The organism is Pseudomonas sp. Os17 (assembly GCF_001547895.1).
GTDB lineage: Bacteria > Pseudomonadota > Gammaproteobacteria > Pseudomonadales > Pseudomonadaceae > Aquipseudomonas.
Genome location: NZ_AP014627.1, coordinates 4,398,153 through 4,420,921 on the forward strand (window position 1 = coordinate 4,398,153; position 22,769 = coordinate 4,420,921).

The following is a 22,769-nucleotide window of genomic DNA, read 5'->3' on the forward strand; positions in this document are numbered from 1 at the left end:
ACAGGCGCATCACCAACTGCCCGACGCTCCACCGCCGCCACTGGAACCGCCGCCTCCGGAGAACCCGCCTCCCGAGCTCGAACTGCCAGCACTACCGCCGCCACTACTGGCACCAACACTGGCGCCGCCGCTGGTCCAGTGAAAACCGCCGGTACTGGCAAACAGCATGAAACCGAGGAAGTAGGCGAACGGCAACAGCGTCAGCCACTGCCGGGCCGTACTCCAGGCGTCGACACCCCAGGCCATCAGCAGGATCAGCACCAGCAGCGCCCCCAGTCGCCACGCAAAGCCCTTGGGGCTCTTGCGCCAGCGGTTGCGCATCATGCGATAGAGCAGCCAATGCCCTCCCAGCACCAGCAGCACGCCGGCCGGCCAGGCCAGCCCGTAGAGGAAGGTCGAGCGGCCCAGGAACTGACTGACCAGGGTCAGCACAGCGATGTACAGCAGCAGCCCCAGCACCCCGTAGAACACCCGGCGCGCCTGCCACAGCCCGGCGAACGTCGCCCCACCCACCAGCATGCACAGCGGCACCAGGAACAATTGCACCAGCCACTCGCCACCGCCCACCGCGCCCACCAGCAACGCCACCAGCAGCACCAGAGCGGCCAGGACCCGGCGCCACTTCCAGCCCGCGGCCAGCATCACTCCCGCCACCGCCCCGATGATGAAGGCCAGCAGCAAGGCATAGACTTCGAGGGGGATCTGCAAGGGCACCTGCAAGGGCGCCGGTTCCGCCAGTTCGCCACCGTCCACCAGCACAATCAGGTGGTCCAGGGCCTGTTCGATGCCTGCGGCGAAATCCCCCCGGCGAAAGGCCGGGGTCAGGTCCCGGGCGATGATCTGTCCGGCCAGCAGGTCGGTGACCACCGGCTCCAGGCCATAACCCACCTCGATGCGCACCTGGCGATCGTTCTTCGCCACCAGCAGCAGGAGACCGTCATCGATCCCCTTGCGCCCCAGCTTCCAGGCGCGAAACAGCTGGTTGCTCAGGGCTTCGATGCTTTGCTGGCCGAGGCTGGGCACCAGCATCACCGCGATCTGCGCACCGCGGCGCTGCTCCAGGGCCGCAAGTTTCTCGCACATGCGCTGCTGCTGCGCCGCGTCCAGCGTGCCGCTCAGATCGATGATCCGCCGGTCCAGCTCAATCCTCGCCAACCCCGGTGGCACCGGCTCGGCGTAGCCCTGCGCCGGCAGCAGCAGCCCGAGAAACAGCGCCAGCCACAGCCCGCGCCCTTGTTGCCACAACAGCTTGATCATTCGCGCTTCCCGCATCCTTCATCCTGGGTGGGCGGACTCTACCACCCCCGCTCCCCGGGTCGATTCGATCCGCTGCCGCGCAGACAAAAAAACACCGGGCAGGTGACCAAACCTGCCCGGTGCCCGACGACCTGTCGTGTTGCTGCAATCGGCCTCAGCTCAGGCTGTTGAGGCACACCACCTTGGGCTGGGTCATTTCCTCATAGGCGAAACGCACCCCTTCGCGGCCCAGGCTGCCGTACTTGAAGCCACCAAACGGCATGGCATCGAAACGGTAATCGGACGAATCGTTGATCATCACCCCGCCCGCCTCGATCCGCCGCGCGGCATCCATAGCGGTGCGCAGATCGTTGGTGAAGATCCCCGCATGCAGGCTGTATTCGGGCTGGTTGGCCAGGGCGATGGCCTGATCCAGGTCGTCGAACGGCTGCAAGACCACCACAGGCGCAAAGACCTCGTCCTGCCACAGCCGACTGCCATGGTCGACATTCTCCAGCACCGTGGCGGCGTAGCACGAACCCCGGCGCTGATGCCCGCAGAGCAACCGCGCGCCCTGCTGCAGTGCTTCATCCACGACCTTCTGCGCGTTCTGCGCGGCCTGCAGGCTGATCATCGGCCCGATATCCGTGCTGTCGGCCGATGGATCGCCACTGACCTGCTCCCGGGCCAGGCGCACAAAGGCCTCGCGAAACGCCTCGTAGATCGAGGCCTGGACCAGCAGGCGCTGGGTGCCGATGCAGTTCTGCCCCGCCGCCCAGAACGCCCCGGACACACAGCTTTCCACCGTCGCCGCCAGGTCGCAGTCGGCCATGACGATCACCGGCGCGTTGCCCCCCAGGTCCATGGCCAGCTTCTTCAGGCCGGCGCTGCGGGCGATCTGCTCGCCGGTGACAAAGCCGCCGGTGAAGGAAATCATCCGCACCTCGCGGGCCGCCACCAGGGCCTTGCCCAATTCCGCGCCGCCGGTGGCCAGGGTCACCACCGAAGTCGGCAGCCCGGCATCGCGCAAGTAGTCCACCAGCTTGATGGCCGACAGCGGCGCCAGCTCCGACGGCTTGAGGATCACCCCGTTGCCCCCGGCAATGGCCGGGCCCAGCTTGTGCGCCACCAGGTTCAGCGGATCGTTGTAGGGGGTGATCGCCAGGATCAACCCCAGAGGCTCGCGAGAGAACCAGCCCTGGCGGTTCTCCGAACCTTCGTAAGCATCGAAGGGCAGCACCTCGCCGGCATTGCGCTTGGCCTCTTCGGCCGAGAGCTTGAGGGTGTTGACGCAGCGCTTGACCTCCTTCTGCGCCTGTTTCAGGGTCTTGCCCGCTTCATCGACGATCAGCCGGGCAAAATGCTCGGCGTCGTGCTCGATATTCAAGGCCGCCCTCTCCAGAATCCGTGCCCGCTGATGGCGCGGCATCGCGGCGCAGTCGTTCACACCCTGGCGCGCCTGCTGCAACAGGTAGGGCACGGCACAGGCGTCAAGGCGTGGCACGGTCCCGACCAGGCGACCATCGAAGGGGCTGTAGACGTCAATCGAATCGGCGACCGGCGCCAGACGTGACAGATTCATGGACAGGCTCCTAGCGGCTGGTGCGCGACTGGTGGATGTGGATGATGTCCGAGAGCAAGGCAAAGGCCGTCTCGATGCGCCCGGCGCCCGGCCCGGACACCGTCACCGCGCCCAGCAGTTCGGTGTTGAACGACACCGCGTTGATCGCCCCGCCAATACCCGCCAGCGGATGAGCCAGGGGCAACAGCCGCGGCTCGACACTGGCCTGCAGCGAGCCATCGGCCAGGCGCCGGGCCGAACCGATCAGCTTCCAGCGCGCGCCCTCGGCCCGCGCCTGCTCCAGGTCCGCCGCCGTCAGGCCGGAGATGCCGCGGCAGCTGACGTCGCTGACGGTCAGCTGAGCACCGAGCAGTTCGTTGGCCAGGATCACCACCTTCAAGCGCACATCAAAACCTTCGACATCCGCGGTCGGATCAGCCTCGGCGTACCCCAGGGCCTGGGCCTCGGCCACCGCCTCGGCAAAGCCCAGGCCGGCGTCCATACGGGTCAACACAAAGTTGGAGGTGCCATTGAGAATGCCCTCGAACCCCTGCAGCTCACTGCCCGCCAGGGACTGCTTGGCCATGCGGATCACCGGGGTGCCGCTCATCACCGCGCCTTCGTACTCGAACGCCGCCTGATTGCGCTGGGCCAGGGCCTTGAGCTCGGCGCCGTGCAGGGCGATCGGTCCCTTGTTGGTGGTGACCACGTGCTTGCCCTGCTCCAGGGCCCAGCGACAGAAGGTGCTGGCCGGCTCGCCGTCCACCGGATTGGTGAAGGTGGCCTCGGCGATGATGTCGGCGCCGGAATCCTTGATCACCTGTTCATTGAGCGCCTCCACCTGACCGCCCGGCAGTTGCGCCAACGCGCCTTTGGTTGCCGGCAGCTTGCTCAGCAGACCGGCATCCAGCCCCTGGGGAGCCACGATGGAACCGAGGAACAGATCGCTGATGCCGACGATTTTCAAACTGAAACCCAGCTGTTTTTTCCATGCCTGATTGCGCTCGGCAATCAGTTGCGCCAGGGCCCGATTGACCCCGCCGAAGCCCACCAGGGCAATGTTGTATTCAGTCATTTTTGTTGTGTTCCATCCGGGTTGAAGAAGCTGATGGAGACAAGGTTAGGGGCCGGGGCCGGGCAGTGAAATATGCCGTTTTGCTGTATTTGCTGAGCAATTTGCTCAACCCTGGAGCCGGGTGAGCGGGCACGGAACATGGTGGGTAGCGCAGGGACGCCTTCGGGAGTGCCAGGTCCTATATCCCTGGTCCGCCAACCTTGTGTAATCCGTCACCCTTACTCTGTTTGGCGGCAGAAGGTGATGGCTCAGATTGATATAGGAGTAAGATCCATGACGACTCTGAATCGATACATGCCGATTACCGGTCACGACTGCAACATTCCCTCCCTGCTGATCGATACCCAAGCCCCCATTGACGTCCTGCACGATGCAGCGGCTTACCGCATTCGCGCTGTGACTCAACTACTGGAAAACTTCGCGGTTTCTGATGACGCGCCCAAAGGTGCAGTTGTTCTGCAGGAACTGTCGCTGGTGTGCTGCATTCTGCTACGCGATGGGTGTGATTTGATGGATGTGACGACAAGGCGAATGCAAGAGCAAGTGCTTCAGTGAGCAAAAAGGGGCGGCTTGAAGGTCGCCCTTTTTCTCTCGTGATTGACCATACACCTATAGTTCAAAAACTGACCTGCTCTCTTAGTAATAGCGCTCAATAATGCATCCTTGACGCAAATAACGGCCAACAACATCCATTTCTACCACGGCCTTGGATAATCTAAACATGGATCTTGAGCCTATGTTTTTTTCAAAACATTCTAAAAGCTAAACTACCCTATCCCTCACTAGCTCATTCAACTTCAGGAAAATTAAGTCAAGAACGTCTTCCAGCTCGAAACAATTCATAACAAGGCCCCACCCTCTTATCTCGTGAGCCACTTAATGTTCGTGGTGCAAATATAGCCGCCAAATCTCATCCAAAGTCATTACACCACCTGAGAATCGAAACCCAAAGATCGATAGCGGCAGCAAATAATAACTCGACCATCTTTTCTGACCACCCCCTCACCACCAACAACGTTCTATAGATCGCCCTTAAAAACCATACTCAAACCTTAGAAACAGCCAGCATATAAGCATCTTGAGCCGAGTACTCCACATCTAAATCCACAGCCATTAACGCTTCAATAAATTCATCCGGCGGCTTATATCCATGTACTTCTATATAGTGAACTATCATCGTAGGGGAGGCAAAATACCCATCAGCACAAGCATACGGCACCCAAATCTCAGAGCTACCAATATATATATTTTTACTACCTACAGAGACCTCAATATTTCGCTCGCCGCATAAATTACACGGATGAATACCTCGTATCTTATTTACATGAGCATCAAATACAGCAGAGCCAGCTATCAGCTGATGCAGCTTATCAACAACCGCCTTTGGAACATCACCTCGTTCAAAATAATGCCTTGAATCTATCCAACCGACATTCTTTACACTAGGTAGCCCACTATTTAAATAGTAAGAATAATCACTCAAATCCTTAAAATACATAAATCACCTCACGAATTCTGTACATGCAGCCCATTGTACACACCCTGCGTAGGACTTTAGCAATTCAGAAAGCGATGTGCGCTGTTCCACCGTTGATGAGTTTTTCAAAATCATCAGATTTGTAGGCGCACTAAGAGAGTAATTAAGAACTTTAGCACCTGGCAACCAAGTTGCCATGCCTTCAATATCGTTAGCAATACGAGGATTTTTTAACCCTGCTGCGAATAATCCCTCCCAATCACCACGCTCGATAAATTGCCCAGTTGCGTCTGTGATACGAATGCCCTCTCGGGGCAAAGTTATAGCTGTTCCTTCAGGAACAATAGTTTCCCCGACTCCATATCTATACTGACCATGACCAGCATATGCGGTACCAGTTCCTCCCTCAAGAACCCCACCAGCATAGTCGTGTCCCGCAGCGCTCCCGAGAGACCTCTCCTTCCCAAGTAGGTTGCCCGTGACTTTCAGGCCTGCCGCTTCCCCTCCAACAATTACACTTCGACCAAATAGTGCACCCAATAGCTTCCCTAACCAAGTAGCTGGTACGGGAGCTAAACTTCCCATAGTAGTTACATCGCTAATAGCCTTTCGATTTAATGCATCATTCCAGCGAATAGTTTCTAGATCAGACGTATCAGCATTGCCGCCTAGGGATACGCATGAAACATCTCCACATGAAAAAAAACGGGGACTAAAAGCTTCGTCTCCCACCATAATAGGTAAACGATAGCCACCATCACCATCTAATACATGCCCAGAAAGCCGATCTCGCCTCTCATCACTAATACTAGGAGATTTGCTCCAGTCTGTATTTGGACTCGAAGGAAAATTCGCCCAACTGTATGCGTTTGTTTGCTCATTTATATAAGCAACGATATTCAGATCAAGTTTGGCAAAATCTTGAAAATACTGACCATTCCCCAATGGTAACCACTTACCCGACTCATCATACCGTCCCTCCTTAGTCGCAACAGTATCGGTTCCAGGGCCGATATCAGTACCATTTACACTAGACAGGCGCAGTTGATCTTCAATCTGTTCAGCTGAGTACTTACCGCCACTCCGAGCCGCCAAACGCTTCGCTAACTCTTTTTCATCTGGATGTAGTTGGCGGTTATATGCGGTGGCATTTTTAGCTATCCACCCTCCTTTTTCTATAGATTTTGCATCTGCGTCCTTCTGGCTAGCAGCAGCCAAAACTCCTACAATTTGCGAGCTCATACCCAATAGTACTTTGTCATCTTGGACAAGAAGATTGAGATGTTCGATCAGGGCTTCATTGGCCCCAGCTGCCAATGCCCCGGTCTTGAAGTCACCACCAGTCGCTTGCGAGAGCAGTCCTCCCACCATCGCGTGAATAGCGATTTTCGGCAGGGTGCCATCCTTGATCCCCCATTTTTTGGTGTAATCCCCAACAGCGTTAAAACTCGCAGCCGCCAAAGTGTTGAACAAGGCACTTTTCAGAGCATCACTTGCACTGCCGCCCTGCCCCAACGCTTTGCTCAACAGCATGGAGGTACCATTCTGCAGTGTTTGGCTCGCAGCAAATTGCCCAACACCTGTCCAAGTGCTGAGGTTCGGCCCAATAACCTGATTCGTTACTGGGTTGGTGTAAGTACCTGTCCACTCATTGAAATAACCAGATGTAAGCCCCGCAGTAACACCGGAGATCACATACCCTTTCATGGCGCTGGAAGAGGTCACATCCTTAAATACCGCCCCCAGATTTCCGCCATTGTTGATAAAACTAACGGTTGCATTAGTCGCGGCGCCTGTAGCGATAGCTCCCGCACTCGACACCAGCACTCCAGCAGTCCCCGAACTCATGGTCCCCGCAGCAACCGCTCCACCGGTGGCGGTCCCCATAGCGCCCATGGCCATAGGCCCAACCACCGCCGCCATTACAATCGCAATAATGATCTGCGAAGCCGGCCCCAGCCCGGAGCTGCTGTACTTGTAGGAGTCGTGGATCTCCTTTACCAGCCGCCAATCAACATCGCCACGCTTCTCGGCCTCCTTGAGCCAAGCCAATTGCGGGTCGGCCTTGACCATCGCGTCGATGCTCTGGCTAACGGTTTGCTGGTTGACCTGCCTCACATCGATCTTCAGGCCATCAACGGCTTTGATCACGATGTTGCCGGCCGCCACCATCTGGGTCTGGCGCAAGGTTTCGTCGGTATTGCCCTTGCCTTTGGAGGACACCCAGAAGGAGTTGTTATTGGTCTTCTCGTGACTCTCCTGATGCAGATCCTTCACCCCTTCGAAGGTGATGGCGCCGCCGCTGTCCAGGGTGATGTCCTTGCCGCTTTGCAACTTGGCGACCTGATACTTCTGGTCGCCCTCGCTCTTGAGCGTCAGGTTGCCTCCGGCACTGATTTCACTGCCGATATGGGTGGTGCGGGTGACTTCGTCACGCTGGGTCTTGAGGTTGCCAAAGCCCCCCTTCTTCTTCATGTCATACAGCGAATGTTCACTGTCCTGCTCCGCCAGCAGGTTCAGTTCGCCACCGGCCACCAGATAGGCTTCATCCCCAGCCTTGACCTTGCTGGAAATCAGGGTCATGTCCTGGCCGGACTTGAGCATCACATCCCCGCCCGCCGTCACCGTGGTGGCTTGCTGGTGGACGCGATCCTCTTCGCTCTTGGTGGTACCGGTCTTGCTGGCCCAGTGTTGTTCATTGGCGGCCGAGGCCAAGGTCAGGTGGTCCTTGGCCGTCATCGAGACGTCGCCCTTGGCGTCGATCTGGCTGGCGACGGCGGTGACGTTGCCTCCGGCCTCAATGCTCAGGTCGCCGCCGCTCTCCAGGGTGGCGCCGTGCTGGGTTCTGCTCTGGTCGAGGTTGCCGATGCCGCGGTCGTTACTGACCACTTGTTCGACGGCGGTGAGGCTGACGTTGCGACCGGCCTTGATGCGGGTGTCGCCACCGCTGTGCAGGACGCTACCGTTGCTGTCGAAGTCTCGTTCGGCGTCGATGCTCAGGCTGTTGGCTTCGATGCGGGCGGCGCTGTCGAGGAAGTCGCGACGCTGTTCGCGGACGTAGTCGTCGCTTTTGCTCTGGTGGGTGGTCAGGGTGCGGTCGTTGATCACGTCGCCCTGGGTGGTGGTCAGGGTCACGTCGCGCCCGGCGATGATGCCGCCGGCGCGGTTGACCAGATGGTTGCCCGCCAGCAGGTCCTGGCGGTTGCCCGCCTCCACCAACCCACTATTGACCAGGTTCGCCCCCGCCACCGCCGACAGGTCATTAGCCGCGCGCAGGGTGCCGACGTTGTTCAAGTCCTTGCCGGCAATCAGGCTCACGTCCTTGCCGGCGATAAGGGAGCCGTTGGGCGCCAGGCGGTTGTTGGCCTGGGCCAGGTACAGCACTGGCACCAGCACTTGTTCGCCGTTCACTTCATGGCTTTCCAGCCAGACGATGTCGTGGGTCAGGGCGGCGATTTGTTCGGAGGTCAGGGTCACGCCCACCGACAGGTCAAGCTGTTGCTTGCTCTGGAGGGCGTTGTCCATCAGGTGCTTGAAGAGCTTTTCGTTGCTGTCCTGGCCGTCGATAAAGCGCTGGCCGGTGCGGGCCACCATGGCTTGCTGGATGAGTTTCTGTTCGTAGAAACCGTCCCCCAGGCGTTTGGCGCTTTCATCGGGGTTGTAGCCGAGATTGGACAGCAGGTAGTCCGAGCTCATGAACTGCTTGAGGTTGGTCAGCGCCGGGTTGGTTTCGATCAGGTACTTGTGCGGCCGGGACAGGCTCGCGGCGTCCGGCAGGCCGGCGATCTGCGCGGGCGTCGGGGCCTGGGCCAAGGTGCTGCCCTGGCCGCTGAGGCGGAACAGGCCGTTGCCGCTGGTGGGCAGGGTGAAGCCCGGCAGTACCAGGGGGTTGACCTGTTGCTGGGCCAGTTCCGGGGGCAGTTGCGGGTTGATCCGGATCGGCGTCGAGTAGCCGTTGCCAACGCCGGTGTCGGTCAGAGTCTTGCCGGCGCCGACGTACTCGTAGAAGGAGCGGATCACGCTGTTGTCGAGGGTTTTGTCAGCCTTGAGGTTGACCTTGCCGCCAGCCTGGATGGTGGCGGCGAAGGATTGGTCGCCGTCCACCACTTTGCTGCTGGAGGACAGCATTACCCCGGTCCAGGCGATAAAGGCGCTGAGATCGGAGGCAAAACTGGCAGACGGAGTCGGGTTGTTGCGGGCGTTGAACGCGGCGGCATGGGCTGCGGCGTTGCCGGTTTCGTTGACGAAGCTCCAGTAGCGCCGCAGGGTGGTGATTTCCTGGGGTTGCAGGCCCTGGTTGTGGACGGTCTCGGCCTTGACGTTGATGTCGCCGGCCGCGGTGATCAGGCTGCTGGTGTTGGTCAGGGTCTGGGTGTCGATCTGCAGGTCGGCGCCGCTGTTGAGGCTGGCGGCGGCGCTGCTGTTGGTCACCCGCAGGCGGTCGGTCTCGGCCACTTCCCACAGGCCGTTGATACGACCGCCGCCACGGTCGTCGCAGCCGGCGCCGGGAATCAGGGTGCAGGACAAACGGGTAATGCTGGCGGCGCTCTTTTCGTGCTCGGTGTACTGCAGCACGTCCATGACGTTGTTGACGGTGCTGGCGGCGATGCTCAGCTTGCCCTGGCTTTCGATATCCCCGGAGCGATTGTCCAGCAGGTCGGCGCGGGTTTGCTGGTCGTCCTTGGCGATCAGCGCAGTGCCCAGGCTGTACACCTGGGCGTAGCGGTTGGTGAAGCTGGTGGTCAGCAGCTGCATATTGCCGCCGCTGGAGATCAGGCCATGGTCGTTGAGCAGAGTGGCAGCAGTGAGGCTCAGGTCTTCACCGCTGCCCAGGGTGCCAAGGTTGTGGATGTTGGCGGCGTTCAACCGCAGTTTCTGGCTGGCGGTGATGCGCCCGGCGCTGTTCAGCGCGCCATCGATTTTCAGAATGCTGTTGGCGCCACCGGCAATGCTGGCGCTGTCCGCCAGATCCAGCTGGGCGGCGTGCAGGTCCAGCTGGCCGAGGCTGCTCAGGCGGCCCTTGCCGCTGTAGTTGCCGCTCAGGTCGAGGTTGAGCGCGGCGTCGCTGCCGATCAGGCCGTCGTTGCTCCAGTGGCTGCCGCTGCCGGTCAGGCCCTTGCCCGCCAGGAGCTGGCCGTCGGCGGTCTGGGTCAGGTGGTCGACCTTAATCAGCAACTGATCGGCCTGGATTGCACTGCTGTTGGTCCAGCGCTCGGCTTCCAGGGTCAGTTGGCCGGCGGTCTTCAGGCGGCCACCAACGTCTTCGAGGTTGGCCATGGAGATGCCGAACACCCCGCTGCCGCTGTGCAGCAGGCTGCCGCCGCGGTTGTTGAAGCCCCCGGCGTCGAAGGCCAGGTCGTGGTTGGCGGTTTCCAGGAAGCCGTCGCGGTTGTCGAAAGTGCCGCCAATATCGAAGCGGGTCTTGCTCGCCAGGCCCAGGGCCCGCAGTTGCCCGCGCTGGTTGTCCAGGCTGGCGGCGGCGGTGGCCAGGGTGCTGCGGCTTTCGATCAGGCCCTGGCGGTTGTCCAGGGCGCCAGCCAGTTCCAGCTCGATCTGCCGGGCGCTGATCTGGCCAGCACTGTTGTCCAGGTCCTTGGCGCTGATATGCAGCGCCTGCTGGGCGAAGAGCGCGCCGTCGCGGTTGTCGAGGCGGCCATCGGCGGCGGTTTTCAGGGTGGCGCCGCCGCTGAGGGCCGAGACCTTGCCCGCGCGGTTGTCGAGGTGGCCCGCCTTGAGCGTCAGGTCGCCCTGCTGGGCAATGATCTGCCCGCCCTGGTTGCCGGCCACGGAGGCAACTTCAAGGGCCAGGCGGGTCTTGGCCTGCAGCAGGCCCTTGGCGCTGTCCAGACGCTCGGCATTGAGTTGCAGGTCGGCTTCGCGGCTGAGGATCTCGCCGCCATCGCTGTTCTGCACTTGATCAGTGGCGCTGATCAACACTGAATCATTGGCCGCGACCCGGCCCTTCTGCCGGTTGTCCAAGCGTTCGGTGAACAGCCGCAGCCACTGCTGGCTGGAGAGCTCACCGCCCTGGTTTTCAACCGCCGTGCTGCGCTTGAGCAGCAAAGGGCCCGCGGCGGACAGGGTGCCCTGGTTGTTGATCAAGCGTCCCAGCAGTTCGAGGGTGACGCCCTGCTTGCCGGTGAAGGTGCCGTGGCTGTTGTCCAGGTCGCTGCCGATGAACTCCAGGTCGCCGGCGGCGTTGACGGTGCCGCCCTGGTTGCCCAGGGTCATGGCGCGCAGGGTCAGGGTCGCGGCGCTGTCGATGGAGCCGCCCTGGCTGTTGTCCAGCAGGTCGCGCAGCTTGAGGCTTTGCTCGCCGGCGCTGGAGATCACGCCCTTGAGGCTGTTGTCGAGGCTCGCGGCCTTGACGTCCAGGGCCTGCTGGCTGACCAGGGCGCCGCCCTGGCTGTTGTTCAAGTCGTCGCTGAGGGTGATGTCGACACCGCCCTTGAGGCTGGAGACGGTGCCTTTGTTGCTGTTGTTCAGGCCGGTGCCCTTGAGGGTCAGGCCCTGCCAGCCCGACAGCAGCCCGCCCTGGTTGTCCAGTTGCTCAGTAGCGGTGATCTCCAGGGTCTGTTGCGCCAGTACCACGCCGGTGAGGTTGTCCATGCCGGCCAGCACCAGGGTGCTGCTGCCCTGGCTCGACAGCTCGCCGCCGCTGTTGCCCAGGTGGCCCAGGGTGGCGTTGAGGGACTGCTGACTCTTTATCAGGCCGCCCTGGCCGTTGCGCACTTGCCCGGCATTGAGTTGCAGGCGTTCGGCGCTCAGAACCTTGCCTTGGTGGCTGTTATCCAGAGTGGCGGCGCTGACCGTCACCTGGCGCTTGCCACTCAAGGTACCGCCCTGGTTGTCCAGGGTCTGGGTGGTGGTGACGTTCAGATCACGACTGGCCACCACGCTCTGGCCACGGTTGTTCAGGTTTTGCGCCGTCAGGGTGACATCGCCGCGCTGGTTGCGGCTGTTGTCGGCATTGACCCCGGCTTCGATGATGCCCTGATTGTTCAGTTGCCCGCCGCTGCCCAGGTTGATGCTGTTGGCCGCCGCCAGGGTGCTGTGGTTGTTCAGGTCGTCTTGGGTTTGCACCTTGAGATCGGTGCCGGCGTAGACCGCGCCCTGGGCCTCCAGGCTTTGCGCCTTGATCGCCACGGCACCCTTCTCGGCGCTCGCCTCCACCATGCGCAACTGACCGTTGGCATCCATCTGGATATCACCGCCACTGGCGATCAGCTTGCCGTCGAGTTTCACCCCCACCCCGGCTTCAGTGCCCACCAGCTTGATCGCCCCGGCGTACATACCGCCCAGGGCCGAGGAGTCGATCGCCAGTTGCGGCGCATCCGCCGGGTTGGCGGTGCGTGCCTTGGCGTTCAAGGTCTTGGCGTCGACATCGTTGGCCCCGGCGATCACCGCCAGGTGCTTGGCCTGGATCTCGGCGTTGATCTTGGCGCTGCGGGTGATGATTTCGAACCGGTCGATATTGCTGGCGTTGAGCCCCGCGCCTTCGATGGCGACGCTGCCCTGGTCCACCTGGTAACGCTGGATCTGGCCGTTCTCGATCACCGGTTTGCCGGTGGTCAGGGTGGCTTTGGGGGTGTTGATGAAGCCGCAGCCGTTGCAGCTGACGCCGTAGGGGTTGGCGACGATGACATGGGCCGATTGCCCGGCCACTTCGGTGTAACCCTTGAGCTGGCTGGGGCTGCCGCCATTGACCTCGTTGAGGATCACATTGGCCGCACGGCCACCCAAGTTGGGGTTGCCGAGGATGATGCCGCCAAGCTGGGTTTCCTGAGTGCGGTTGGTGGCGTTATTGAGGATCACGCCCTGCTGGCCGACGTTGTAATCGCTGAACTGGTTGTGGGACAGCCCACTGCCATTGGGCGCGGCTATGTTGACGATGGGCACGCCATTGCCGGCCTGGCCGAGACTGGTGCCGCTGCCGTTGACCACGATGCCGTCGGCCATCGCCACTACCGGCTGCCAGAACATCATGTTGGCGAGGATGAACGCCAACCCGCGTTTCGACAGTCCCCAGAAGGTGTCGCGTGGTTGCAGGGCAGCCGAAGGCTGGCGGGCCAGGAAGGCGAGTTGGCGAACGTCCATGTCGAGAATCTCGGGCAAAAAGCGGAATTAGAGGAACAGGTCCAAACGCAAGTAGATCGGTGCTTCGCGCTCACTCAGGGCATCTGGCCGCTCGAGGGAGTGGGCGAAGGTCAGGCTGGCGGCGAGGTGCTTGCCGCGGGCAGGTCCTTGAGCTCTTCGAGACGCCGCTGCTGTTCCTCCAGGCGATTCTGCAGGTCGTGGATCAGGTCCTGGTCGTCGGGATTGAAGGTCAGCAAGGGGGCGGCAATCGCCATGTGCAATGGACCGACCAGCAGCAGGCAGGACAGTACACAGCACAACCTCATCCTGAGGGTGGAGATGGACATACTCGATCCTTCGAAAGGGCAGTAAGGTCATGACAAAGCGGGCGATGTTAATGTGCCACTATCTTGGCGTCAAACAAGCACTCAACACCCCGACAAACTGCACATCTCCACCAAAAGCCAGGCCCTGCAGCGGGTGCCGATACTAAAATTGCACCGGTAACCGACACATCAGACGCTTCTGAATCTTCAGGAAGGATTTCCTGGTTGCGGACTGTTGATACGCCAGCGCCGCCTCTTCGGGCCATCGGCTTTCATCGCCTGTTTCCCCTTGAGCCATTTCAACGTGTACCACCCCCTGTTCATAAGGCATGAACAGGCACAACCTGCGGCTCCGAAAAGGCAAAAAAACCAGCCATGGCTGGTTTTTCAAGCAGGCAGACGGCCCCTAACTCACCGACGACAAGACAAAGGACGTCACGGTGTTTTCCACTCCGGGCAAGGCGGCGATGTCATTCCACACCCGGTGCACCCGCTCCGCGGTGGCGGCGCTGACCCGCACCAGCACGTCGAACTCGCCACTGAGCACTTCGCACTGGACGATCTCCGGCATCGCCCGCAGGGCCTGCAACACCTCGGCGCCACGCATGCGGTCGTAGCGGTAGACGAAGATCAGCGCATTGATCCGGGTATCCGCGCCGCGCCCTTCGCCCACGCGAATGGTGTAGCCCTGGATCGCGCCATCGCGCTCCAGGCGTTCGATGCGCTGGCGCACGGCATTGCGCGACAGGTTGACCTTGGCCGCCAGCTCGGCATGGGCCGCCCGGGCATTGACGCTCAGCTCGGCCAGGATGCGCTCGTCCAGAGGATCCAGAATCCGCTTCATACAGCCCCCTTGAACCGGTCCATCACAGTGCCTTCAGGCAATGCAGCAATGCGGCAAAATCATCCGCCGCCAGGGTCTGCCACTGCTGCGTCGAGGGCGCTGCCACCGGTGGCGGGACCACCCCGGGAATGCCCAGCGAGCCCAGCAGCCGCGCCGACTTGGCCGGTGCGATTTCCCCCAGGGTAACCATCGGTGCCACCAGACTGCGGCGGTACAGGCGCGCCGCCAGCACCCCGGTGGCGGCGTGGGGATCGATGACGTAGCCGGTGTCCCGGTACAGGCTGACGATCTCCTTGCCGGTCTCTTCATCGCTGACCGAATAGGAGTCGATGATCATCCGCGCCTGCAGCCAGGCCTCGTTGTTCAGGCTCATCTCGCCGCTGTCCTCGAAGCCCTGCATCAGCGCCGCCACCGCCTGCGGGTCCTGGCCATACAGCTCCCAGACCAGGCGTTCGAGGTTGGCGAACAGCGACAGGTCCATGGCCGGCGACAGGCTCTGGCGAGCCTGCCCGCGGGAGTAGCGGTTCTTCAGGAACAGCTGATGCAGCGCGTCATTGCTATTGGTGGCGACAATCATCTGGGTGATCGGCAGGCCCATCTTCTGCACGATGTAGCCGGCATAGACTTCGGCGAAACTCGCCGCCGGCACGCTGAAGCCGATGGGCCGCTGACCGCCGCCCAGTTGCAGCACGGCATGGAAATACAGCACCAGCTGGGCCATGACCCCCACCCAGTTGCTGGAGTTGAAGCCGATCGCCTCGTGCTCGGGCAAAGGCCACTGGCGCAGCAGGCGGCTGACCAGGGTCTGGCAGTCGTCGAAACTGCCCTGCACCGCAAAGCGCCACAACCCCGGGTGATGCGCCGCCTGCAACTGCCGCCCCTGCTGCTCGGGCACGCCGTGCTGCGGGTAGAACACCAGCACCTGGGTCTGCGGGCAGTCCTTGAAGGCGTCGATCGCCGCCAGCCCGGTGTCGCCGTTGCTGGCGCCCACCAGCACCCCGCGACGCTGCCGGCGCTGGAGAAAGTAGCTCACCAGCTGGGCCTGCAGGCGCGCGGCAAAATCCTTGGCCGAACCGCTGGGACCGTGAAACAGCTCCAGCAGCCATTCGTTGCGATCGATCTGCCGCAAAGGCGCCACCGCACGGTGGCCAAAACCGCTGTAGGCCCGGTGCAGCAACGCCTTGAAGTCGGCCTCGGGCAGGCTGTCGCCGACAAAGGGGCTGAGCACGCGAAAGGCCAGTTCGGGGTAATCCAGGGTCGACCAGTTGGCGATTTCCTGGGGGCTGAAACACGGCAGCCGCTGCGGCACATACAGCCCGCCATCGGCGGCCACGCCGGACAAAACCACGGTTGCAAAATCCACCTGTTCGGCGGCACTGCGGGTACTCACATAGCGCATGCTTGGCTCCGGCCAGTCATTTGTAGCGATGGGCCTGCTCCACCAGCCAGGTGGAGAACTTCAGCGCATCGGGGTGTTGCTCGGCATCCGCGCCGCGCACCAGGTAAAAGGATTCGCTGGCCTCGATACGCTGCTCGAAGGGCTCCACCAGACGCCCGTCGGCCAGCATGTCGGCGACCATCGAGGAACGGGCCAGGGCCACGCCCTGCCCCAGCTCGGCCATGCGCAGGGTCGAGATCAGGGTGTCGAACTGCATGCCCCGGGACGAGTCCACGCCTCTGGCGCCGGCCCGTTCAAGCCAGTAGCCCCAGCCCTCTTCGTAGCCCAGCACGTGCAGCAGTTGATGGCGGGCCAGATCGTCCGGCACCTGCAGCGGCAGGCGCGCCAGCAGCGCCGGTGCGCAGACCGGGACCAGGCTGTCCCAGGTCAGGCGCTGGGCCACCAGCCCCGGCCAGTGACCGCGACCCCAGCGGATTTCCAGGTCGTCTTCGCCATCCAGTTCCTTGACCCAGATATTGCTGATGTACCGAATGTCCACCTGGGGCTGGGCCTGCTGAAAGGTCAGCAGCTTGGGCGCCAGCCAGTGGACGAAGAACGCCAGGCTGCCGCGCACCTTGATCGGCCGGTGCTGGTGCTGGCCGAAAATCTCGTTGGTGCCCACCGCCAGCCGGGTGATGGCGTCCTGCACCACCGGCAGGTAGGAGCGGCCCTCCTCGGTCAGGTCCAGGCCCCGGGGCAGGCGCTTGAACAGCGCCACCCCGAGGTGGCTTTCCAGCTGGCGGATCTGCTGGCTCACCGCCCCCTGGGTGAGGAACAGCTCCTCGGCGGCGTGGGTGAAGTTCAGGCAGCGGGCAGACACTTCGAAGGCGCGCAGCCAGTTCAGCGGGGGCAAGCTTTTCTGCTTCATGGCCTGGCTCTCATGGACACCCTGGATGCCGTTGCCGTCCGTCAGCCCGGCAGGGCATCGGACGAGCGTGCCAGAGGTGCCAGGGCCAGGCGCCGCTGGCGGCTACTGCGGGTAATGTAATACACGAAGTAGCACCAGGCGATGAACGGCACACCGAAGTACAGGGCCACCCGCTGCTCGGGATCGAAGCCGATGCCGACACAGGCCAGGGCGCAGCACAACAGCGCCCCCAGCGGCACCCAGGGGTAGCCACGGACACGGAATTTCAGGTCGCGCACATCGCCGCCGTTGGCCACGAAGTGCCGGCGGAAGGCGATCTGGCTGGCGGCGATGCTCATCCACACCACCACCACCGCCAGCCCGGAAATCGACACCAGGGCCAGGTAGATGGTGTCCGGGGCGAACACGCTGCTGAGCAGCGAGGCGGCGCCGCCGGCCATGCTCACGATGATCGCGTTGAGCGGCGTGCCCATGCGGGTCAGGGCCGAGAACTGCTTGGGCAGATGGCCCTGGTCGCTCAGGGTCCAGAGCATCCGCGAGGCGGCGTACAGCCCGGAGTTGGCGGCGGACAGCAGCGCACTGATGATCACGAAGTTCATGATGTCGGCCGAGTACGGAATGCCGATGTAGGTAAACACCGTGACGAACGGACTTTCCACCAGGCCGGCCTGCTCTCGGGGCAACAGGGTGGCGAGGACGAAGATGGTGCCGACGAAGAAGATCGCCAGGCGCAGCACCGTGGTGCGGATCGCCCGTGGCACGTTGCGTTGCGGGTCACGGGTTTCGCCGGCGGCGATACCGATCAGCTCGGTGCCGGAGAAGGCAAAGGCCACCGCCAGCAAAGTCATGGCGATCGGCATGAAGCCGGTGGGGAACAGCCCCTCGCGGGTGAAGTTGCTCAGGCCAATGCTGTGGGCCTGGTCGATGTGTAAAAGACCGAGGATCGCCCCGCCCCCCACCGCCAGGAAGGCCAGCACGGTGACCACCTTGACCAGCGACAGCCAGAACTCGGTTTCGGCGAACAGCCGCACCGACACCACGTTGGACAGGAACACCACCATGGCGAACAGCGCGCTCCAGATCCACACCGGGGTGTCGGGGAACCAGCGGGCCATGAGGATCCCGGCGGCGGTGAATTCCGAGCCGATGGCCACGGTCCAGGTCAGCCAGTACAGCCAGGCCACGGTGTAGCCGGTGCCGGGGCCGAGAAAGCGTGTGGCGTAGGTGCTGAAGGAGCCGGTCTCGGGCATCTGCACCGCCAGTTCGCCCAGGCACATCATCACCAGGTACACCATCAGCGCGCCGATGATGTAGGCGATCACCGCGCCCAGCGGGCCGGCCTGGTTCACCGTGTAGCCGGAAGTGAGGAACAGCCCGGTGCCGATCACCCCGCCAAGGGCGAGCATGACAATGTGCCGGGTCTGCATTTCTTGCTTGAAGCCGCCGCGCAAGTCGGCCTGTTGTTCTTGTAGGGACATGATGGTTCTCATGAAAGTTGTCAGGGCAAGTCTCAATTTCTGCGACTGTGGAAATGGGCAGAAAACAAATCGGATGCCACCAGGTTTTTATTGTTATTCCTCTTCATGAAGCCCCCACTGGCTGCCTTGCTGTGGGGGTATTGCGCACTCTTTCAGTGGGCCACCTCGACCCGGGCATTCAGGGAAGGGACGGCGCCGGGCGCCGGGTTGTGCTTGAGGGATTGGCGCAGCCAGGCGAAGGCCTGCTGCAGGTCCGCCAGCAGGTCATCGGTGTCTTCGATGCCCACCGAGATCCGCACCAGGCCTTCGGAAATGCCCAGGGCCTGACGCTCTTCCAGGGTGTTTTCGACATGGCTGGTGGTGCGCGCCGGACCGTAGATGGTTTCCACCGCGCCCAGGTTGCCGGCGCAGTGGGCATAGCGCAGGCGCGGCAGGAGCAGCTTGACGCTGTCCATGCCGCCCACCAGGACAAAGCTGACGATGGCGCCGAAACCGCGCATCTGCGCACAGGCCACGGCGTGGTTCGGGTGGCTCGGCAGGCCCGGGTAGTTCACCGACTCCACCAGCGGTTCGTTGAGCAGGAACTGCGCCAGCTGCGCCGCGCTGTGCTGTTGCTGGCGCATGCGCAGGGCCAGGGTCTTGATCCCGCGGATGATCAGGTAGGCCGAGAACGGATCGAGGCTGGCACCGTTGATTTCCCGGTAGTGACGCACCTGGCTCATCAGCGCCTCGCTGCCGCAGGCCACGCCACCCAGCACATCGCCGTGGCCACTGAGGAACTTGGTGGCGCTGTGGATCACCACGTCCACGCCCAGGGCCAGGGGATTCTGGTTCAGCGGCGTGGCGAAGGTGTTGTCCGCCACCACCAGGGCGCCGACCTGTTTCGCCGCGGTGACCAGACGCTGGATGTCGACGATCTTCAGGGTCGGGTTGGTCGGGGTTTCCAGGTACAGCAGGTCGCAACCCTTGGCAATCTCGGCTTCGATCTGCTGCTGGTCGAAGGTTTCGCAGAGGGTCACGGCCACGCCCATGCGCGGCAGGAACTCTTCGAAAATCTTGTTGGTGCCGCCGTAGCTGTCCTTGGTCGACACCACCCGCTGGCCGTGGCGCAGGAAGCTGTAGAGCACCCCGCTGATGGCCGCCATGCCGCTGCTGAAGGCCACCGCCGATTCGGCGTTTTCCAGGTCGCACAATTTGGCTTCCAGGGTTTCCACCGTGGGGTTGCTCATGCGGCTGTAGATGAAGCCCGGGGCCTTGCCCAGGGCCACGTCGTACCACTGGTCGATGTCGTCGTAGCCGTAGGCGGCGCTGGCGACAATCGGGGTTTGCGTGGCGTTGTAGGGGTGACGGACTTGCTCTCCGCCCCAGACCACTCGGGTAGCGGTCCCGGGATTTTCCAGCCCTGTGCGTTCAGGTTTTTTATTCATTGCAACGGCTCACCATAAAGGGTGCGCGGCGTGTTGCCGCGCTGGATCTGGTGGCCAATATAGAGAAAAGCCCAAGCCCCGAGAAACGATGTTATCGGGGCCAAAGGGGCGGTTTTTTTAATGGCTGCAAGGCCCTGCAAACAGCCGGCGCGCACGGCTTTCGTCGCGCCCCTTGCCGGCGTGCAGCGAGACTTGCGAAGCTGCTGCTCCCCTGCCCGCAAAAACCCAGAGGAACCACAATGCAGCGCACCGAGCACCTGTGCCTGATGGCCCGCTACAACCAATGGATGAACGCCAAGCTGTACCACGCCGCCATGACCCTGCCCGAGGCGCAGATCGTCCTCGATCGCCAGGCTTTTTTCGGCTCGATCCTCGGCACCCTCAATCATTTGCTGGCCGGCGACACCATCTGGCTCAAGCGTTTTGCCCAGCACCCGGCGCGGTTTGCGGCCCTGGCGCCGCTGCAGCAAGTGGCCCTGCCCCAGGACCTCAAGACCCTGCTGTTCCCAAACCTGGGCGGGCTCTGGCAGCAACGCCAGTGGCTGGACCAGTTGATCCTCGATTTCAGCCAATCCCTGAACGACACCGACCTGGACAGCAGCCTGCATTACGCCAACACCAAAGGCGTGGTCGCCGAGCGCGATTTCTATAGCCTGCTGGTGCATTTCTTCAATCACCAGACCCATCACCGGGGCCAGGCCAGCACCCTGCTAACCCAGGCCGGGGTGGATGTCGGCGATACCGACCTGCTTATGCTGATCCCCAGCGAAATCTGATCAGGCTTGCGCCCAACGGGCGCGCAACAGGGGCAGGCCGTGCTCGTGCCAGAAGACCATGGAAATCCCGCCGCTGGACATGCCGCCATGGGCAAAGGCCTCGACGAAGAAATGCCCTGCCGAGCTCCAGGCACTGCCGGTCAGTTGCTCGAAGGCCTGGACGATCAGGGCTTCCAACTGCTGCGCCGTGGCCGGCCAGGGCGTGTGGGCCAGATGCGCGGCCATGGCTCGCCACAGATAGGGGTCACCCCGCAACCCCCAAGACAGCGGTTCCTCGGCAAACAGCCGTGCGACGCTGCGCTCTCCCCTCATCGAACCCTCCCGGCACTGCGCCCAGTATTTATTCAGCGCCCAATCTAGCGTCTGCACCGCGCTTCTGCGACCATGCGCGCGGAAAAATCCGCTTGCTAAGGAATGGCGCCATCAAAGCCCTCAATGCCCTGTTCGTTGTGTCCATGCTGTCCCTGGCCGGCTGCGGCACCCTGATCGCCCGCACGCCCAATGCCCACAGCGGCTACGACTACTACAAAGGCACCCAGGCCAATATCGAACTGCTGACCATGCGCGGCGCCAGCGGCTACGACGGCTATGCCACGCTCTTCTGCTGGATGAGCATCGTCTGCCCGGTGGTGGCCATCGTCAGCCTGCCGGTGGACGCCGTGGCCGACACCGCGCTGCTGCCCTATGACGCGATGAATCACTGATTCTCGCCGGCCCCTGCCTCGACCCTGCGTGGAAGCCTGATCATCCGAATCCTCCATTACCTGTTGCTGCTCAACACCCTGCTGCTGTCCGGCTGCGGCACCTACATGACTCGCGGCAATGCCCTGGACTTTCGCGACGATCGCTACTACCGCAGCGTCAAGACCAACGCCCAAGTGCTCACCGGCTACGACATGGGCTACGCGCGCATGATCACCGGCGGCTGCTGGGTGACGGTGGTGTGCCCGATCCTGATGATCGCCAGCCTGCCCCTGGATGCGGCGCTCGACACCGTGCTGCTGCCCTACGACGCGTTCCAGCCGGAACGGCCCAAGCGCAACAGGCACGTGGACATGAAGGAGATTCCCGAGGAAGAGCTGCCGGCATTGCCCATCAGTGCCGAGGTGCAAGACCCGACGGCCCACACCCCACCCATCACCCCGCAGGTTGATTGAACCCCGTCAGGCGGGCTCGCGCCGTGCCTTGGCGCCACCGGGCTAGGCCTGATCCAGCGCACACCGCGGCGCCGTCTGCTGCTCCAGGCAGCAGCGCCGGCCGAGGCGATCGACTTGCGGGCGCCCGAACAGATAGCCCTGCCCCCACTCGCCGCCACAGGCCGTGGCCAGGTTCTGGTCGGTGCTGGTCTCGATGCCTTCGATGATCACGCAGGGCGCCAGGGTCTTGCACAGCTGCACCAGGTGGCTGAGGGTCTGGGCGCTGTTGAGTTCACCGCGGGCGCGCTGGATGTAGCCCTTGTCGATCTTGACGATGTCCGGCCGGGTCTGGCGGATGAATTCCAGGGTGCCCAGGCCCGCGCCGAAATCGTCGATGGCCACCCGGCAGCCCAGCTCCCGCAGGCACAGGACGAACTCGCTGGCCGCCTCGATGCTCGGAGGCGTGGCGCTTTCGGTGATCTCGATCACCAGGCGCGCGGCCACTGAGGGTGAGTCGCGCAGCACCTGCAGAATCGGCAACCAGAAGCCGTCGATGATCGCGCTCTGGGCGGAAATATTGCACCCCAGGCGCAGGCGTTCATCACGGTGCAGCGCATCGATCACGCAGCGCACCACGCTTTGATCGAGCTCGCGCATCAGTTGGTGTTTTTCCAGCAGCGCCAGAGGATAGACTTCGCCGCCCTGAGCATCGATGTGGCGCAGCAAGCTTTCGTGGTACAGCACGCGGCTGCTGTCGGGCAGCCACACCACCGGCTGGAACGCCAGCATCAGGCGGCCCTGGGCCAGTTCACGATAAAAGTCTCTGACGCTTTGCATGACAACTCCCCGGGCAAGACAACGGCACCCTCGCGGCGAACCGGATGCGACGCGCTGGCCGTCACCCTTTCCAAGGGCCCTGGCCGAACATGATCGACCCCGGCACAGGCCTTGAGGAAGTGTTCCTGGATACCTTTCGCTTGTCCTCGGAAACGCGCGGCACTGCCGAATCATCTGTGGCCCCGTGTTTATTGCAATCATGCCAACGGCCTCT

The 22,769-nt window shown here is 62.4% G+C and carries 17 protein-coding genes; 4 read left to right on the forward strand and 13 right to left on the reverse strand.

Annotated features, from left to right (window positions below; translation table 11 throughout):
• Positions 1-9: 9 nt before the first annotated feature.
• From POS17_RS19290 to POS17_RS19300, 3 genes are all read right to left on the reverse strand, one after another.
• Positions 10-1,257, reverse strand: a complete 1,248-nt coding sequence (locus tag POS17_RS19290) for a TPM domain-containing protein (RefSeq protein ID WP_060840057.1) — start codon at positions 1,255-1,257, stop codon at positions 10-12.
• A 154-nt stretch (positions 1,258-1,411) separates the two neighbouring features.
• Positions 1,412-2,818, reverse strand: a complete 1,407-nt coding sequence (locus tag POS17_RS19295; protein WP_060840058.1) for an aldehyde dehydrogenase family protein — start codon at positions 2,816-2,818, stop codon at positions 1,412-1,414.
• A 10-nt stretch (positions 2,819-2,828) separates the two neighbouring features.
• Positions 2,829-3,872 carry a homoserine dehydrogenase gene (locus tag POS17_RS19300; protein ID WP_060840059.1) on the reverse strand — a complete coding sequence of 348 codons (1,044 nt, stop codon included), beginning with the start codon at positions 3,870-3,872 and terminating at the stop codon, positions 2,829-2,831.
• A gap of 273 nt (positions 3,873-4,145) precedes the next feature.
• On the opposite strand from POS17_RS19300, the gene POS17_RS19305 reads away from it, so the two are divergent.
• Complete coding sequence (locus tag POS17_RS19305; RefSeq protein ID WP_060840060.1) at positions 4,146-4,427, forward strand: hypothetical protein; 282 nt, start codon at positions 4,146-4,148, stop codon at positions 4,425-4,427.
• A 490-nt stretch (positions 4,428-4,917) separates the two neighbouring features.
• Here POS17_RS19305 and POS17_RS31870 read toward each other — a convergent pair whose 3' ends face one another.
• The 8 genes from POS17_RS31870 to POS17_RS19340 all read right to left on the reverse strand — a co-directional run bounded on the left by POS17_RS31870 (position 4,918) and on the right by POS17_RS19340 (position 19,806).
• Complete coding sequence (locus POS17_RS31870) at positions 4,918-5,370, reverse strand: DUF7919 family protein (RefSeq protein WP_129405751.1); 453 nt, start codon at positions 5,368-5,370, stop codon at positions 4,918-4,920.
• Between the two features lie 3 nt (positions 5,371-5,373).
• Positions 5,374-13,446, reverse strand: coding sequence for a two-partner secretion domain-containing protein (locus tag POS17_RS19310; protein ID WP_231978972.1), 8,073 nt, complete (start codon positions 13,444-13,446; stop codon positions 5,374-5,376).
• Positions 13,447-13,556: 110 nt separating this feature from the next.
• Complete coding sequence (locus POS17_RS19315) at positions 13,557-13,772, reverse strand: hypothetical protein (RefSeq protein WP_060840061.1); 216 nt, start codon at positions 13,770-13,772, stop codon at positions 13,557-13,559.
• A 385-nt stretch (positions 13,773-14,157) separates the two neighbouring features.
• Complete coding sequence (locus tag POS17_RS19320; RefSeq protein ID WP_060840062.1) at positions 14,158-14,595, reverse strand: Lrp/AsnC family transcriptional regulator; 438 nt, start codon at positions 14,593-14,595, stop codon at positions 14,158-14,160.
• A 22-nt stretch (positions 14,596-14,617) separates the two neighbouring features.
• Positions 14,618-15,994: a threonine synthase gene (thrC, locus tag POS17_RS19325; RefSeq protein ID WP_060840063.1), complete on the reverse strand. Its 1,377-nt coding sequence runs from the start codon at positions 15,992-15,994 to the stop codon at positions 14,618-14,620.
• Between the two features lie 16 nt (positions 15,995-16,010).
• The gene (locus tag POS17_RS19330) at positions 16,011-16,901 is read right to left on the reverse strand and encodes a LysR substrate-binding domain-containing protein (protein ID WP_060840064.1); all 891 of its coding nucleotides are present in this window, start codon (positions 16,899-16,901) and stop codon (positions 16,011-16,013) included.
• Between the two features lie 41 nt (positions 16,902-16,942).
• Positions 16,943-18,379 carry an amino acid permease gene (locus POS17_RS19335; protein ID WP_060840065.1) on the reverse strand — a complete coding sequence of 479 codons (1,437 nt, stop codon included), beginning with the start codon at positions 18,377-18,379 and terminating at the stop codon, positions 16,943-16,945.
• 152 nt (positions 18,380-18,531) lie between these two features.
• Positions 18,532-19,806 (reverse strand): cystathionine gamma-synthase family protein, encoded by a 1,275-nt coding sequence (locus POS17_RS19340; protein WP_060840066.1) that lies wholly within the window; start codon positions 19,804-19,806, stop codon positions 18,532-18,534.
• 239 nt (positions 19,807-20,045) lie between these two features.
• Between POS17_RS19340 and POS17_RS19345 the strand changes: the two genes are divergently transcribed.
• Positions 20,046-20,582 carry a DinB family protein gene (locus tag POS17_RS19345; RefSeq protein WP_060840067.1) on the forward strand — a complete coding sequence of 179 codons (537 nt, stop codon included), beginning with the start codon at positions 20,046-20,048 and terminating at the stop codon, positions 20,580-20,582.
• On the opposite strand, the gene POS17_RS19350 is transcribed toward POS17_RS19345, so the two are convergent.
• Positions 20,583-20,894 carry a hypothetical protein gene (locus POS17_RS19350; RefSeq protein ID WP_047305198.1) on the reverse strand — a complete coding sequence of 104 codons (312 nt, stop codon included), beginning with the start codon at positions 20,892-20,894 and terminating at the stop codon, positions 20,583-20,585.
• A 92-nt stretch (positions 20,895-20,986) separates the two neighbouring features.
• Between POS17_RS19350 and POS17_RS19355 the strand changes: the two genes are divergently transcribed.
• Positions 20,987-21,286: a YceK/YidQ family lipoprotein gene (locus POS17_RS19355; RefSeq protein WP_060840068.1), complete on the forward strand. Its 300-nt coding sequence runs from the start codon at positions 20,987-20,989 to the stop codon at positions 21,284-21,286.
• A 63-nt stretch (positions 21,287-21,349) separates the two neighbouring features.
• Positions 21,350-21,739 carry a YceK/YidQ family lipoprotein gene (locus POS17_RS19360; protein ID WP_060840069.1) on the forward strand — a complete coding sequence of 130 codons (390 nt, stop codon included), beginning with the start codon at positions 21,350-21,352 and terminating at the stop codon, positions 21,737-21,739.
• A 42-nt stretch (positions 21,740-21,781) separates the two neighbouring features.
• Here POS17_RS19360 and POS17_RS19365 read toward each other — a convergent pair whose 3' ends face one another.
• Positions 21,782-22,555, reverse strand: coding sequence for an EAL domain-containing protein (locus tag POS17_RS19365; RefSeq protein WP_060840070.1), 774 nt, complete (start codon positions 22,553-22,555; stop codon positions 21,782-21,784).
• Between the last annotated feature and the right edge of the window lie 214 nt (positions 22,556-22,769).

Coding starts and splice junctions, on each gene's coding strand:
- POS17_RS19290 (WP_060840057.1), bottom strand. CDS start 1,257: ATGATCAAGCTGTTGTGGCAACAAGGGCGCGGGCTGTGGCTGGCGCTG.
- POS17_RS19295 (WP_060840058.1), bottom strand. CDS start 2,818: ATGAATCTGTCACGTCTGGCGCCGGTCGCCGATTCGATTGACGTCTAC.
- POS17_RS19300 (WP_060840059.1), bottom strand. CDS start 3,872: ATGACTGAATACAACATTGCCCTGGTGGGCTTCGGCGGGGTCAATCGG.
- POS17_RS19305 (WP_060840060.1), top strand. CDS start 4,146: ATGACGACTCTGAATCGATACATGCCGATTACCGGTCACGACTGCAAC.
- POS17_RS31870 (WP_129405751.1), bottom strand. CDS start 5,370: ATGTATTTTAAGGATTTGAGTGATTATTCTTACTATTTAAATAGTGGG.
- POS17_RS19310 (WP_231978972.1), bottom strand. CDS start 13,446: ATGGACGTTCGCCAACTCGCCTTCCTGGCCCGCCAGCCTTCGGCTGCC.
- POS17_RS19315 (WP_060840061.1), bottom strand. CDS start 13,772: ATGTCCATCTCCACCCTCAGGATGAGGTTGTGCTGTGTACTGTCCTGC.
- POS17_RS19320 (WP_060840062.1), bottom strand. CDS start 14,595: ATGAAGCGGATTCTGGATCCTCTGGACGAGCGCATCCTGGCCGAGCTG.
- thrC (WP_060840063.1), bottom strand. CDS start 15,994: ATGCGCTATGTGAGTACCCGCAGTGCCGCCGAACAGGTGGATTTTGCA.
- POS17_RS19330 (WP_060840064.1), bottom strand. CDS start 16,901: ATGAAGCAGAAAAGCTTGCCCCCGCTGAACTGGCTGCGCGCCTTCGAA.
- POS17_RS19335 (WP_060840065.1), bottom strand. CDS start 18,379: ATGTCCCTACAAGAACAACAGGCCGACTTGCGCGGCGGCTTCAAGCAA.
- POS17_RS19340 (WP_060840066.1), bottom strand. CDS start 19,806: ATGAATAAAAAACCTGAACGCACAGGGCTGGAAAATCCCGGGACCGCT.
- POS17_RS19345 (WP_060840067.1), top strand. CDS start 20,046: ATGCAGCGCACCGAGCACCTGTGCCTGATGGCCCGCTACAACCAATGG.
- POS17_RS19350 (WP_047305198.1), bottom strand. CDS start 20,894: ATGAGGGGAGAGCGCAGCGTCGCACGGCTGTTTGCCGAGGAACCGCTG.
- POS17_RS19365 (WP_060840070.1), bottom strand. CDS start 22,555: ATGCAAAGCGTCAGAGACTTTTATCGTGAACTGGCCCAGGGCCGCCTG.